The 14,833-nt window shown below is 71.4% G+C and carries 8 protein-coding genes; 7 read left to right on the forward strand and 1 reads right to left on the reverse strand.

The features are described 5' to 3' along the window. Positions 1 to 39 precede the first annotated feature (39 nt). A complete protein-coding gene (locus AB0B91_RS57015) occupies positions 40 to 1,845 on the forward strand; it encodes a GMC oxidoreductase (RefSeq protein WP_358340233.1) in 1,806 nt (601 codons plus the stop codon). A 27-nt stretch (positions 1,846 to 1,872) separates the two neighbouring features. Here AB0B91_RS57015 and AB0B91_RS57020 read toward each other — a convergent pair whose 3' ends face one another. Continuing rightward, entirely contained in the window at positions 1,873 to 3,915 is a 2,043-nt protein-coding gene (locus tag AB0B91_RS57020; RefSeq protein WP_358340235.1) for an alpha-amylase family glycosyl hydrolase, read from the reverse strand. 84 nt (positions 3,916 to 3,999) lie between these two features. Here AB0B91_RS57020 and fxsT point away from each other — a divergent pair, with 84 nt between their 5' ends. The 6 genes from fxsT to AB0B91_RS57050 all read left to right on the forward strand — a co-directional run bounded on the left by fxsT (position 4,000) and on the right by AB0B91_RS57050 (position 14,370). After that, a complete protein-coding gene (gene fxsT / locus AB0B91_RS57025) occupies positions 4,000 to 7,041 on the forward strand; it encodes an FxSxx-COOH system tetratricopeptide repeat protein (RefSeq protein ID WP_358340237.1) in 3,042 nt (1,013 codons plus the stop codon). Positions 7,042 to 7,127: 86 nt separating this feature from the next. Beyond that, positions 7,128 to 8,594 carry a S8 family serine peptidase gene (locus AB0B91_RS57030; RefSeq protein WP_358340239.1) on the forward strand — a complete coding sequence of 489 codons (1,467 nt, stop codon included), beginning with the start codon at positions 7,128 to 7,130 and terminating at the stop codon, positions 8,592 to 8,594. Between the two features lie 188 nt (positions 8,595 to 8,782). After that, a complete protein-coding gene (locus AB0B91_RS57035) occupies positions 8,783 to 10,276 on the forward strand; it encodes a M28 family metallopeptidase (RefSeq protein ID WP_358340240.1) in 1,494 nt (497 codons plus the stop codon). Positions 10,277 to 10,368: 92 nt separating this feature from the next. Next, complete coding sequence (locus AB0B91_RS57040; protein ID WP_358340241.1) at positions 10,369 to 11,448, forward strand: FAD-dependent oxidoreductase; 1,080 nt, start codon at positions 10,369 to 10,371, stop codon at positions 11,446 to 11,448. 136 nt (positions 11,449 to 11,584) lie between these two features. Further along, entirely contained in the window at positions 11,585 to 13,210 is a 1,626-nt protein-coding gene (locus AB0B91_RS57045) for a serine/threonine-protein kinase (RefSeq protein ID WP_358340243.1), read from the forward strand. A gap of 143 nt (positions 13,211 to 13,353) precedes the next feature. Beyond that, positions 13,354 to 14,370, forward strand: a complete 1,017-nt coding sequence (locus tag AB0B91_RS57050) for a hypothetical protein (protein ID WP_358340245.1) — start codon at positions 13,354 to 13,356, stop codon at positions 14,368 to 14,370. Positions 14,371 to 14,833: the final 463 nt, after the last annotated feature.

Consider the following 14,833-nt stretch of genomic DNA (forward strand, 5'->3'; position numbering starts at 1 on the left):
AGCATCGGGAGATTTAGCGAGACATGCGAGGGGGCTTGCATGGCTGGGGAGACGTTCACGATCGTGCTGCGCGGCGGGGCGATCCGTCCCGACGCGCGGCTGGGGGTGTTCAGCAGCCTCGACGGGTGGCGGGTCCGCGTGCCCTGCCGCTACGTGGAAGGTGCGGACGAGTGGCGGGTGGAGCTCGTCAGGCCACCGGCGGGGACGGCCGTGGAGTTCAAGTTCCACTGTGACGGGGCCTGGGAGGCACTGAACGGCAACCGCCTCGCCTCGCCCGCGGACATCGCGGCGGGCGAGCGGATCGAGACGATGACCGGCAGCCAGTCGGAGCTGTTCCCGACCCGGGACGACATCATCGTCACCAACCCGCTGCCCGCCCGCCGGCACTTCGCCCCCAAGCTGGACGAGGGAGCGGTGTACGACTACATCATCGTCGGCAGCGGCATGGGCGGCGGCGTCCTGGCCCACGAGCTGACGAGGATGGCCGCGGCCAAGGGCGGGCGGATGCCGCAGGTCCTCGTGCTGGAGGCCGGTGGCTACCTGTTCTCCACCCATGTCGGCAACATGCCCAGGATGCAGAGCACCGGCGCCGAGGCGAACAGGACCGTCTGGGGCCTGTGGTACCAGTACCGTTCGGAGCGTTACCGGACGAACTCGGCCAGGATGCAGGTCGCCGAGGCGTTCTGCCTGGGCGGGAAGTCGGTCTTCTGGGGGGCGCTGATCCCGCCGATGGCCGGGCGGGAGTTCGAGTCGTGGCCGCGCGGTGTCCGCGACGACCTGCGTACCCAGTGGTACGACGAGGCCACCGACCTGATGCACGGCACGCCCCCGGCGCTCAGCGACTACCGCAGGACGGTCAAGGAGCTGCTCCGCACCCAGCTGAAGCGGTTCCGCCAGCACGAGGTGCAGGTGGCGGCCGAGAACTCGGTGGCGCACCGGCTGGGCATCCCCTCGGGGATCTTCTCGACGGCGGCGCTGCTCATGGAGGACCGCCTGCGCGACGGGTGGAACAAGTACCTGCACGTCAACCTCAACCACGAGGTCGTCGCGTTCCGATGGGACCGGTCGGGCGGCGAGCCCAGGGTGGCGGCCGTACAGGCGCGCGACCTGATCGCCGGGAAGGACCGGGAGTTCCGCCTGGCGGACGGCGGACGCGTGATCATGGCGGCCGGCACCGTGGGCAGCGCCGTGCTCGCCCGCCGCGCGCAGCTCGACAACGAGTGGGTCGGCAAGGGGATCACCGACCACCCGACCTATGTCTGGAAGTTCACGCTGCCGAGCGACGCGCCCGGATACGCCGCGCACGACTCGGTCAAGATCCTGCTGCGCGGCATGGTCGGTTCGATGCCGATCAACGTGGTGGTGGAGATGGGCATCGGGCTCAACCAGTACCGGGTGGACGAGGACGCCGTCCCGTCGGTCGCGGACGTCTCCCGCATGGACTGCGAGATCGTCTTCTTCCCGTCGGTACCGCTGCTCGACGGCAACACCGTCGAGCTGGACCCGGTCAACGGCCGGCCGGTGATCACGATGAAGCCGGTCGAGATCCCCGGCTACTTCGCGGCGGTGCGGGAGCTCGGCAGCCGGATCATCCGGATCATGGGCGGCGACCCGGCCGCCTCGGACCCGTTCGACGCCGATCTCGGCGCGGTCGGCCACGAGGTCGGCACGCTGCGGATGAGCGAGGACCCCGGCATGGGCGTGGTCGACCCCGACCTGAAGGTGTGGGGGCATGACAACCTCTACGTCTGCGACCTGTCGGTCTTCCCGACATCGCCGGCCGCGAACCCCTCGCTGACGCTCACGGCCCTGGCGATGCGGCTGGCTGACCACCTTTCTCTTTGACGGGCCAACTCTCCTTGAGGGCTCGGTCTAATCGACGAACTCGTTCGTCAACACCAGTACGGACGCGGGAGGCAGATCCTGCAGTTCGATGTGGCGCGATGCGCCCGGGCCGGGCAGCACGGTCGCGGTCGACTTGAGCGGGTGCTTCGTCACCCCGCCGACCTCGGCCGTGTTGGCCACCACGGTGAGCGCCTGCGTACGGGCGTTGAGTGCGCCGTCGATCTCGACGAGGGCGCCGCGCGTCTCGGTCAGGCTCGGGTTGACCACGCAGACCACCTCGGTCCCGGCCAGCACGCGCGACCAGCACAGCACCTCGCCGGGCCGGGGGAGCGCGTAGCCGCCGTCGGCCCGGCCGAGTCTGCGCAGGTACTGCCGGCCGGCGCGCAGCGCCCGGTGCGCCGCCCGCGTGGCCAGCAGCATCCTGACCCGCTGGTAGATCTCGTTGTCCTGGTCGAAGACGTGGTGGTTCGCGGTGCCGAAGGGACCGAAGCCGGGCAGCTCGGTGTCGAACAGGTGCGCCGCGGTCGGCGACTCGTCGTCGGTGGGCCGGCCGGCGGCTCCCGCCTTGCGCGGATGCTCCGGCCCGAACATGGCCTCCCTCAGATACCGGTCACCCGACAGGTCGCGTACCCCCCAGCCCTCGTCCTTGCCCCTGAGCCACCGGCGCTCGCTCTCCTCGGGTCCGGTGAGCCCCTGTTCGGTGCCGTAGTAGAGGCACGGGATGCCCAGCGAGTACAGCAGCAGCGCGACCCCGACCGTGACCTGGCGGGGATCGGGCTCGCTCCGGCCCGGCGGCGTCAGCGCGCCGAACCGGAGCTGAGGATCGATCCAGAGGTCGTCGTGATCGTCCAGCGACGAGACATAGGCGGAGCCGAGAGAACGATGAGTCACCCCATGCGTGGCGAACCTGCCGAAGAACTCCTCGACGGCGTCGGGGAAGGGGAAACCCTCCTGCCCGAGCGCCACCTCGCGCATGAGGCGGCGCGTCTCGCCGGTCTCCAGGACGGCGCTCAGATTGCGCCCGATCAGGCTCAGGTACCGCTCCTCGATCGTGTCGCCGCCGCCGACCTCGCCCACGATGAGGAAGTTCGCCTTCCCCAGCCCGTCCGCGAACTCCTTGAGCGCCCCGCAGAACAGCGTCGCGTCGTGGGGCGGCACGTGCTTGAGCGTGTCGATGCGCACGCCGTCGATGTCGGTGAGCGCCACCCAGTAGCTCCAGATGCGGATGATCGTCTGCAGCTCCCTGGACTGGTCCAGGTCCCGGCTGAACCAGTCGGCCCGCCGGTAGGGCGCGTCCGGCTCCTCGTCGCCGCCCGCGCCCCAGCCGCCTCCGTCGCCGCCCGCCCTGGTGTACGCCTCGGGGTCGTGCAGCTCGCTCGGCCACACGCCGTGGTCGGGCTCGGTCGGCGCGGTGCCGTGCGGCAGGCGCTGTCCCGTGCCGTCACGCCACGCGCCGAACGGCAGCCGCCCGCCTGGGCCCGCGTACGGCGGGCGCACCACGTACTGCGGATGGCCGGGGGTGCCGAGGTCGTAGTCCCAGTTCTCGCCGGTGTGGTTGATGAGGATGTCCAGGATGATGCGGATACCGCGCTCATGGGCCTCCCGTACCAGCTCCACCAGGTCCTCGCGGGTGCCGAACCTGCGGTCGATGTCCAGGAAGTGCTGGATGGAGTAGCCGTGGGGGTCGTCCGGCGCGGGGACGCCGTCCACGGACGTGACGGGCCGCTGCTTCCACACCGGAGCGATCCACAGCGCGCTCACGCCGAGGTCGCGCAGGTAGTCGAGCTTGGAGATGACCCCCCGCAGGGTGCCGCCCTGGAAGCGGTCCCGGCCGGAGGCCGCCCACTGGTTCCACATCCACCCGGCCGGGCGGGAGTTCGCCGGGTGGGCCCGGTCGACGGGGTCGCGCTCGGCCTCACGGCCGTCGCTGAACCTGTCGGGCAGCAGGAAGTAGATGACCTCGTCCCGCCAGTCGGACGGCGAGGGGTGATAGCTCTCGCGCTGGGGCCAGACGGCCTCCCAGATGCTCCGGGGTGGGGCTTGGCCGATGATCTCGTCGATGTTCGCCATGGCGCCAGGCTCCTTGGCCGTGATTCGTCCCTGTCTGCCCAATCTGAACCGCGTTACAGTCGCAGGCAAGAGGAGAGGAGACGCGTGGACATCCGGATCCTGGGCACGTTCGACGTCCTGATCGATGGCGACTCCGTCGCGCTCGGCGGACCGCAGCGGATGGCCATCCTGGTTGTTCTGCTCCTGCATCAAGGCGAGGTTCTCAACTCCGACCAGCTCATCGAGCACGTCTGGGGCGGGTCACCGCCCAAGAGCGCGCTGAGCGCGCTGCACGCCCACGTGTCCCGGCTGCGCAAGGCGCTCAACGGCGCCGACATCCTGCAGTCGCACGGCTCGGGCTACCGCGTCGTCGTCGAGCCGGACGCGGTCGACGCCTTCCGCTTCGAGCGGCTGGTCGAGCAGGGCGGCCGGGCGCTGTCCCAGCGGGACTGGGCGGAGGCCGTGGCGCTGTACAGCCAGGGGCTCGGCCTGTGGCGCGGCCCGGCGCTGACCGAGTTCGCCACCGAACCGTGGGCGCAGTGCGACGCCATCAGGTTGGAGGAGCTGCGCTTCAGCGCGGAAGAGGGCCGGACCGACGCGGAGCTGGCCCTGGGACGTCACGCCGAGGCGCTGCCGCGCCTGGAACAGCGCGTCAGCGAGCATCCGCTGCGCGAGCGGTCCGTCGCCCAGCTCATGCGCTCGCTCTACCGGTCCGGGCGGCAGGGCGACGCGCTGAACGTGTACGAGCGGGTCCGCCGGATACTCGCCGAGGAGCTGGGCGTGGACCCCGCGCCGGCGTTACAGGCCACCTACCAGGCCATCCTGCGACACGATCCGGGACTCGACGGCAGCCCGGCCCCACCGGCGCGCCAGGACGCGCCGCCGCGCCGGATCGTCAATCTGCCCTCGCGCAACCAGGTGTTCTCCGGCCGCGAGACGATCCTGGAGGAGATCGAGGCCGCGCTGACCGAGCCGACGACCCGCCCGCCGCCCCGGGTGGTGGCGCTGCACGGGCTCGGCGGCACCGGCAAGACGCAGGCCGCCGTGGAGTACGCGCACCGGCACGCCGCCGACTACGACGTGGTCTGGGAGGCATCGGCCGTCGAACCCGTCGCCTTCTGGAGCGTACTGGCGGAGCTGGCGCTGCGCCTGGGCGTACGCCAGCAGGCCGACCGCGGCGAGATCCTCGCCGCGCTGAGCGAGCGCCTGGCCGGAATGGAGCGCTGGCTGCTGATCCTCGACGACGTCGAGGACGGCACGCTGATCGAGGCGTTCCTGTCGTCGCTGCGGGCCGGGCACGTCATCGTGACCTCGCGCAACCCCGCCTGGGGCCAGCTGGCCGTGGGCATACGCGTGGGCCCCTTCTCGCGGCCGGAGTCCGTCGACTTCCTGTCCAAGCGCGTGGCCAGGACCAGCGGCGCCTGGGCGCTCGCCGACCAGCTCGGTGACCTGCCCTTCGCGCTGGAGCAGGCCGCCGCCTACAGCGAGCAGACCGGCATGAAGCTCGACGAGTACGGCGACCTGTTCCGGCGCCGCGCGGACCAGCTGCTCACCCGGGACAAGGCGTTCGCCACGGTCTGGCAGCTCGCCTTCGAGCGGGTCGCGCAGGCCTCGCCCGTCGCCATCGAGCTGCTGCACCTCTGCGCGACGCTGGGCCCCGGCGGTGTCGCGCTCGACCTGCTGCACTCCATGCCCGGCGTGCTGCCGCCCGCGCTCAGGGACGCGGTCGAGGACGAGCTGGCCCTGCAGGACGCCATCGCCCACCTGCTGCGTCACTCGCTCGTCGAGCGGGACCGGGGACGGCTGCGCATGCACCCGCTCGTCAAGGCCGCGGTCTGGGCCAGGCTGCCCGGCGAGGAGCGGCGTGCCTGGGTGACCTGCGCCGTCAGCATCCTGAGCTCGGTCGTGCCCGCCGACGCCGAGAACCCCACCACCTGGCGGACCTGGGACAGCGTCATCCCCGACGTCATCCACCTCGGCCAGGAGGCCGGCAGCGCGGGCCTCGTCGTGCCGGGCCTGCCCCGCATGCTCTGCGGCTCCGGCCACTACCTCACGATCCGGGCGGCGTTCGAGCGGGCGCAGGAGCTGTTCGAGCTGGCGCTGCGGCTGGTCAGACGGCAGCCGGGCGCCGACGGCGACCTGGCGGCCGTCCTGTCCGACCACGGCAACCTGCTGGAGCTCACCGGGGACATCAACGGCGCCCGCGCCGCCCAGGAGCAGGCGCTGGTGCTGGCCGAACGGGCCATGGGCGGCGACCACCCCGACGTGGCGCGGGTCCTGCAGCGACTCGGCGCCGTGCTCGTCTGCCAGCGCCGCCTGCCCGAGGCCAGGCGTACCCTCGAACGCGCCCTGGCCATCCTGACGGCCTGGCACGAGCCGGACCGCAGGGAGATCGCCCGCGTCAGCCGGGACCTGGGCTTCGCCGCGTGGACGGCGGGCGACCTGCGCGCCGCCCAGGAATGGCTGACCAGGGCGCTGGCCACGGCCCGTACGATCCTCGGCCCCGACCACCCGGACGTCGCGCACACCCTGTCCGGGCTGGGCCTCGTCGTCCAGGACACCGGCCGCCCGCAGCGGGCCGTCAAGCTGCAGGAGCAGGCGGCGTCGATGCTCGCCGCCGTGTACGGCGACGAGCATCCCGACGTCGCCCACACGCTCGACAAGCTCGGGTACGCGCTGCGCCTCACGGGCCGCTTCGAGGAGGCCAGGATCAGCCACGAGCGGGCGCTGTCGATCCTGGAGTTCTGCTACGGCCCCGGCCACGGCGAGGTCGGCATGCCGCTGACCAACCTCGGCCTGGTCGACCTGGACACCGGCGAGCCGAAGCTGGCCAGGGACCACCAGGAGCGGGCGATCCAGGTGTTCAGGAACGCCTACGGCGACGACCACGCGCACGTCCACCTGGGCGTCCGCCGGCTGGGCCAGGCACTGCTGGCCGACGGCCGGCCCGCCGAGGCGCGGGACCTGCTGCGCAGCGCGCTCGCGGGCACCGAGCGCGTGCTGGGGAGCGGTCACCCCGACGTGGCGTACACGCTGCTCGACCTCGCGCAGGCGTACGAGCGGCTGGAGGAGCAGGAGTCCGCCGACGACTGCCGCTCCAGGGCCGAGCGGATTCTGGCACGTGGCAGGAGCCCCATTCAGGGTTAGCCCTCAGCCGGCCCCCGAGGCCGGATCCGCCCGGGAACGTGACCCTGGGGACATGCCGGATTTCACGGACGCGTCCCGGGGGAAGCATGACCACGATCACCGAACGCCGCGAGTCCACCGTCCACTTCGAGGCGGTGGTGCGGCCGCCGGGCCGGGCCTCCATGTTCGCCGAGTCGTCGGCCGTACAGGCGGCGCGTCTTGACGACCTCAGACCGCCGCCGGACCGGGCCGCGCAGGCCGCGCTCGCCTTGCAGCGCAGGGGGTTCACCATCCGGCACATCGGGACGTTCTCCATCAGCGCGGAGGGCCCGCGCCGGCTCTGGGAGGAGACGTTCAACACGCGCGTGGAAGTCAGGCCGCACAGCCTGCGCGGCGCGCCGGTCGCCACCGTGGAGGACGAGGTCTCCTATCTGTCGCACGTGTCCGGGGTCCCGTTCACCTTGCCCGCCGACCTGGAGCCGCTGGTCGAGCGGGCCTACCCGCAGGCGCCGCCGCAGTTCTACGGCTCGCCGCTGCCGCCCCGGGTGGCGTATCACCACCTGCGGGTGCCGGACGACATCGGGCTCATCCTGCGCGCCTGCCATGCGCACGAGCAGGGGGTGACCGGCCGGGGCGTGTTCGTCGCCATGGTCGACACGGGCTTCTACAAACATCCCTTCTACCCGCATCACGGCTACAACTACAACGCCACCCTCGCGCCGGACGCCGCCCGCGTGGACCACGACGAGTACGGCCACGGCACGGCCGAGGCGGCCAACATCTTCGCCTGCGCGCGCGACGTGGACTTCGTCGGCGTGAAGATGGGCGGCAACGCCACCCTCGCGTTCAAGACCGCCTCCGACCTGTCGCCGGCGGTCCTGACCAACAGCTGGGGCTACGACCTCAACGGGCTCACCGGGCTGCCCAACCATCTGCGGCCGCTGGAGTTGGCCGTGCTGGAGGCCGTACGGGTGCGCGGCATCACGGTCTGCTTCTCGGCGGGCAACGGCCACATCTCCTTCCCGGCGATGATGCCCGACGTCATCGCCGCGGGCGGCGTGTACGTGGCCGAGACACAGGTCAACGGGGAGTTCAAGATGGAGGCGTCCGACTACGCGAGCAGCTTCGACAGCCTCATCTATCCCGGGCGGCACGTGCCCGACGTCTGCGGGCTGGTGGGACGGCAGCCCAGGGCGCTCTACATCATGCTGCCGACCGAGCCCGGCGACGTCATCGACTCCTCGCTGGCCGGGCCCGGTTACCCGGTCAAGGACGGCACCGCGCCCGACGACGGCTGGAGCGTGATCAGCGGCACCAGCGCGGCGGCGCCGCAGATCGCCGGGGTGTGCGCGCTGCTCAAGCAGGTCCAGCCGGGGCTGTCGCCCGATCTGGTGAAGGCGTTGCTCCGGGCGTCGGCGCGGGACGTCGTCGACGGCAAGAGCGGGACGGGCGAGCTCGCGGGGGAGGGCTTCGACGGGGCGACCGGAGCGGGGCTCGTCGACGCGGCGGCGGCGTACCGGCTGGCGCGCTCGGTCACACCACGCAACCTGCACACCGTCCCACCGCCCGTCTGACGGGCCACCTGACTGCCGGTAGGCCGGCCCGCCCGAAGGGCAGGTCAGACCGGCGGGGGTCGCGGCGGTGTCGCGGGGGCGGCCGCCGCGGCCCTGCTGGGCCTTCTCAGGGGGCTTCCAGCGGTTTACGTTCCGGTGCAGTACGTGTCGGGGGAGATTCCAGACTCGTCCCTAGTGGGGGAATCCGCATGCGCACTATCCGCAGAACGGTCCTCATCCTCATCACGGCGCTCTCCTTGCCGCTGGCCATGGCCGTCCCGGCGCAGGCCGGCGGGCTCGACGACCTCTTCGCCAAGCTGCTGGTGAAGCAGGTCAAAGGCGTGAACGTCAAGAAGCACCTCGACGCGTTGCAGGCGATAGCCGACGCCAACGGCGGCACCCGGGCGGCGGGCACGCCCGGCTACAACGCCTCCCGCGACTACGTCGCCGGCAAGCTGCGCAAGGCCGGTTACAAGGTCACGCTCCAGCCGATCAACTTCGTCGAGAGCTGGACCGAGAACAGCCCGCCCGTACTCAACGGCTACGTCCCGAACGAGGACTATTTCACCTTCCAGCCCTCCCCGGCGGGCGAGGTGACCGCGCCGGTACAGGGCGTGGACCTCACCCTGCCGCCGACGCCTGCACCGACGTCCAACAGCGGCTGCGAGGCGGCGGACTTCGCCGGCTTCACGCCGGGCAACATCGCGCTCATCCAGCGCGGTACCTGCGCCTTCGCGCTGAAGATCCGCAACGCGGGAGCGGCGGGCGCCTCCGGCATCATCGTCTTCAACGAGGGTCAGCCAGGCAGGACCGACGCGTTCCCGCTGGACATCGGCGAGTGGCGGGCCGGCGTCCCGATGGTCTTCGCCGACTTCGCCGTCGGCAACGCGCTGGCCGCCACGCCGGGCGCGAGCGTCCACCTCAAGGTCGACTCCACACTCGTCCTGGGCACCAACGACAACGTGATCGCCGAGAGCCGCGGCGGCGACCCGCGCAACGTCGTCATGACCGGAGCGCACCTCGACTCCGTCCACGCCGGGCCCGGCATCAACGACAACGGCTCCGGCACGGCCTCCATCCTGGAGGTCGCCGAGGAGATGGCGGGCTTCCCGGTCAAGAACAAGGTGCGGTTCGCGTTCTGGGCCGGCGAGGAGATCGGTCTGCTCGGCTCCGACCAGTACGTCGAGAAGCTGACCCAGGCACAGCGGGACCGCATCAGGCTGTACCTGAACTTCGACATGGTCGCCTCGCCCAACTACGCCTACAAGCTCTACGACGGCGACAACTCCGACGCCGTCGGCTCGCCCGCGGGCCCGCCCGGATCCGCGCAGATCGAGAAGCAGCTCGAAGCCTTCTACGACAGCCGCGGCCTGGGCCACAACGGCACCGACTTCGACGGTCGCTCCGACTACGGGCCGTTCATCGCGGTCGGCATCCCGTCCGGCGGCATCTTCACCGGTGCCGAGGGGATCAAGACCGCCGCGGAGGCGGCCCTGTTCGGCGGCACGGCGGGCGTCGCGTATGACGTCTGCTACCACCAGGCGTGCGACACGACCGCCAACATCAACGCGACCGCGCTGGACGTGGACGCCGACGCGATCGCCGACTCCATGGCCAGGTACGCGTTCAACACCCGGTCCATCCCCGGCCGGGCGGCGGTCGCGTCCGGTGCGCGGGCCGCGGTGACCAGTTCCATCAGCTGACCTGCTGGTCGACGGGCGGGCCTTTCACGGCCCGCCCGTCTTGTGTGATCCGGCCGGGAAGAGGCGTGGGGTCGCGCCGGTTGCATCCGTACGTGGACGAGATCGACGTCGTGGTGATCGGGGCCGGGCAGGCCGGGCTGTCGAGTGCTTACTTCCTGCGCCGGTTCGGTTTCGAGCCGCTGGTGCTGGACGCGGACGACGGGCCGGGTGGCGCGTGGCGGCACCGGTCGCCGTCGCTGACCATGGACAAGGTGCACGGCCTCTTCGACCTGCCCGGCGTGCGGCGCTCCGATCCGGCGGTGGGCGGCCCGCGTGAGGCTGATGGGTGGCGGCCCGCCGCCGTGGTGGTGCCCGCGTACTTCGCGGACTACGAACGCGAGCTCGGGCTCGCCGTGCTGCGGCCGGTCAAGGTGACGGCGGTGGCGCGTGGCGAGGGCGGGCGGCTCGTCGTCACCTCCGGCGCGGGGGAGTGGGCGGCGCGTGCCGTCGTCAACGCGACCGGCACCTGGACCCGCCCGTACTGGCCGTATTATCCGGGCGCGCGCTCCTTCCGCGGTCGTCAGCTGCACTACGCGACGTACCGGGGACCGGAGGAGTTCGCGGGGCGGCGGGTGGTCGTCGTGGGCGGCGGGAACTCGGCCGCGCACGTGCTCTCCGAGATCGCCGGCGTGGCCGCGAGCACCTTGTGGGTCACGCGCCGGCCGCCCGTGTTCCGCCCTCTGGACGACTTCGGCGAGGGCGCGCGCCGCGACGCGGTCGCCATGGTCGAGGAGCGGGTACGCGCCGGGCTGCCGCCGCAGAGCGTGGTCGCCGTGACGGGGCTCGGGTACACGCCGATCGTCCGGGAGGCGCTGGCCAAGGGGGCGCTGGAGCGGCTGCCGATGTTCGGCCGGATCACCGCCGACGGGGTGAGCTGGGATGACGGGCGGTTCGAGGAAGCCGACACGATCATCTGGGCCACCGGGTTCCGTTCGGCGCTCGACCACCTCGCCCCGCTGAGGCTGCGCGAGCCCGGGGGCGGGATCCGGGTGGACGGCACCGCCGTGATCGCCGAGCCGCTGCTGCAGCTTGTCGGATACGGCCCGTCGGCGAGCACGATCGGCGCCAACCGTGCGGGCCGGACCGCCGCCGGGAACATCCGCCGGCTCCTCGCCGTGGCCCCAGCCGCCTGAACCTACTATAAGGCGTAGTAAAAATACCGATTGCCGCAAGGGTTCGGTGACGCGGGCAATAACCCTCGACACGGGGCGTTACCACGGGTTAGCGTCCATGTATAAGGATCTTTATCCGTCTTTGGAGGTCCCCCCGATGGACGTTCCCGGCTACACCGAAGTCCGGGAACTTGGACATGGCGCCACCGGCCAGGTCATGCTCGCTTTACGGGCGTCCGACGGCAGGCCCGTGGCGATCAAGCACCTGTCCGCGCGATTACGCGACGACGAGCTGTTCGTCGAACGGTTCCGCGCGGAGGCCGGGCTGATCGGCGAGCTCGACAGCCCGCACACGGCCCGCCTGCTGGACTACGTCGAAGGCCAGGACGACGTCTGCATCGTGATGGAGCTGGTGGACGGCATCACCCTGCGCCGCCTGCTGCGGCACGCGGGCGCCACCGGCCCCGAGGCGGCGCTGGCCGTACTGAAGGGCGCCCTGCTCGGGCTGGCCGAGGCGCACCGGCGCGGCGTCGTACACCGTGACTTCAAGCCCGAGAACGTGATCGTCTCGCCGGACGGACAGAGCAAGCTCGTCGACTTCGGCGTCGCCGCGCACTCCGGCGAGAACGCCCCGCTCGCCGGGACCCCCTCCTACATGGCACCCGAGCAGTGGGCGGACGCCCCGGCCGGGCCGGCGTCGGACGTGTACGCGGCGGCCGTGGTGTTCTTCGAGTGCCTCACCGGGCACCGCCCCTTCACCGGTGAGAACTACGCCGCCCTCGCCTACCAGCACCAGCACGCCGAACCTCCGCTGGCGGACATCGAGGAGCCGATGCGGGCGCTGGTCGGGCACGGCCTGGCCAAGGACCCCGCCGACCGGCCGGAGTCGGCCGAGGCGTTCCTGGAGGAGCTGGAGAAGGTCGCCGACGTGGCCTACGGCACCGGCTGGGAGGTACGCGGCCGGGCCGGCCTCGGCCTGCTGACCGTGCCGCTCACCGCGCTCCTTCCCCTGTCGAAGCCGCTGCCGGAGCGGGGGAGCCTGTTCGAGAGCGCGCTCGCGCCGGTGACCAAGTTCGCGGTGACGAGCGGCCTGGTGGTCGCGACCGCCGCCGCGGTGGTGTCGGCGTTCGTGATCTGGAACGATTCACCGCCGGACGGCGTCGCCGCGCTCCCGCCCGTCAGCACGCCCGCGCCCGTCATCCCCAGCCGATCGGGTACGGCGGAGCCGTCCATCTCCACCGCCGGCCCGAGCGCCACCGACGCTGTGGATCCGGCCGTCATCAGGGAGCACGCCGACCCCACCGGATCGCGCGAGCCTGCCCGCTCGCACGAGCCCACCCGTGAGCCGGAGCCGACGCGGACCACTCACCCCGCCACCTCACAACCGACCATCAGGCCGACCGGCGGGCCGACCGGCGGGCCGACCGCCGGGCCGACCGGCGGGCCGGCCACCAAGCAGGCGGCCACGACGAAGCCCGCCACCAGCGAGCCCAAGCCGTCCGAACGCCCGGCCACCACCCGCCCCGCGACCACCCAGGCTCCCGCCCCGACCGCGGCCGCGCAGCCGCTGGTCTCGGTGTCGGTCAAGGTGTCGGTCGGCGTGCCGCTGCTCGAAGGCAAGGACGGCCTGCTGGACGCGGACGTCGATCTCGGACTCGGGAGCGGTCTGCTCGGCTTCGTGCTGGTCCCCGGCTCGGCCCTGCTCGGCCGCCACTGGGCGGCCCGCAGAGCCAGGCGGGCCCGGCCTCATCGCCCGTCCTGGCCTCCGGACGCCGACGACTGACCTGTGACCTGCGCCGGGTAAGCACCCACCATGACGGTCACACCGAAATTTGCTAATTTGCCGTCCGATACGTGTAATCCCCTACTATCTAGCCTCGGACAGGGGCGTACTTCAGAGCCCCACAGCTCGGGCGAAGGAGAAGTGTGGCGGTTGCATCCCCCGCTGACCGGCGGCGCCGTCCCATCCGAACCCTCACCCAAGCGCTCTCCGCGCTGCTCACAGCGGTGCTCCTGACAGCGGGACCGGCCACCCCGGCGCACGCGGCCCCCAAGCCGACGGTCAAGCAGCTCAAGAAGGAACTGGCCGCCCTGCAGAAGCAGTCCGACAAACTGATCACCGAGTACTACAACGGCCGCATCGCCCACCAGAAGGCCGAGAAGGCGGAGCGGGCAGCCAAGGAGAAACTGACCGCGGCCCAGGAGATCTACGACCGCGAGTCGGCCGAACTCCGGCAGTTGGCCATCGCCCAGTACACCAACGGCGGCCCCCCGAGCGCGGCCACCATGCTCTCGGGGACCGCGGACCCGTCGGCGCTCATGGGCAACCTGGCGCTCTCCCAGCACCTCATCGACCGGCAGAACGCCCGGCTGAGCGGCTTCGCCCAGGTCAGGGACGGCCGCAAGCAGGCCGAGGAGGAGGCGGCCGCCCGCGCCGAGGAACTCGGCACCCAGGTCGCGGACCTCGGCAAGCGCAAGGACAAAGCCGAGAGCCTGATCAAGAAGATCAAGGACAAGATCGACAAGCTGTTCAAGGCGCCGGGGGTACGGCGTTCGGACGGCACCTGGGTCCCGCAGCTACCTGGGGGCTCCGACAACATCACGCCCCGGATGCGCCTGGTCAAGACCTTGGTGAAGGAGCGGTTCGACGTACCGAACGGGATCGGCTGCTACCGGGCGATCCAGGACGGCGGCGAGCACCCGCTCGGGCGGGCCTGCGACTTCATGCTGAGCCGCGGCGGCTCGATGCCGACGGCCGCCGAGGTGGCCCGCGGCAACGAGATCGCCGCCTGGGCGATCAAGAACTCCAAGCGGCTGGGCATCATGTACATCATCTACCGGCAGCGAATCTGGCACGCCAGCCGCGGCACCTGGCGCACGATGTCGGACCGCGGCGGCACCACGGCCAACCACTACGACCACCCACACATCTCGGTGTACTGAGCCGGTGGGCGCCCCGCCAAAAAGGGCCTCCGCTTCGCTCCGGGCGTTCTTCTGGGGCGCCTTCGGCGCACAGCGGGCTTCGCTTTCTGGCGCTTCGCGCTTTGGGGGCTCAGACGTTGCTTCCAGTCGGGCCAAAGCCCCGACTCCTGGAGGGCCTCGCTTCGCTCGGGCGTTCCCCCAAGCAGGCTTCGCCTGCGAGGACCTTGTTGACCTTGGCCTTCAATAAATGGACGGCAGGTGCGAGCTCGCGCGCGATCTTGGGGCGTCGGGTCGTTGCGGGCATGTAGTCCACTGCTGCCTCCCCGGCACTCCCTACGTGGGCCATCGCGATCTCCTTCAAGTCCACGGAACCGACCTGTGGCCCGTTGCGGGTGCTGATCACCTCGCCTCTCCGCTCAAAATCCGCATCCACAGCTCTTGGGCGCGGTGGTCGGTCATTCGCTCGCCCTCCATGACGGAGGTG

Origin of the sequence: Nonomuraea sp. NPDC049141, assembly GCF_040648415.1 — a bacterium.
Taxonomy (GTDB): domain Bacteria; phylum Actinomycetota; class Actinomycetes; order Streptosporangiales; family Streptosporangiaceae; genus Nonomuraea.

What these genes read in the sequence shown, in the direction of transcription:
- AB0B91_RS57035 (WP_358340240.1), top strand. Translation starts at nt 8,783, where the DNA reads ATGCGCACTATCCGCAGAACGGTCCTCATCCTCATCACGGCGCTCTCC.
- AB0B91_RS57015 (WP_358340233.1), top strand. Translation starts at nt 40, where the DNA reads ATGGCTGGGGAGACGTTCACGATCGTGCTGCGCGGCGGGGCGATCCGT.
- AB0B91_RS57020 (WP_358340235.1), bottom strand. Translation starts at nt 3,915, where the DNA reads ATGGCGAACATCGACGAGATCATCGGCCAAGCCCCACCCCGGAGCATC.
- AB0B91_RS57045 (WP_358340243.1), top strand. Translation starts at nt 11,585, where the DNA reads ATGGACGTTCCCGGCTACACCGAAGTCCGGGAACTTGGACATGGCGCC.
- AB0B91_RS57030 (WP_358340239.1), top strand. Translation starts at nt 7,128, where the DNA reads ATGACCACGATCACCGAACGCCGCGAGTCCACCGTCCACTTCGAGGCG.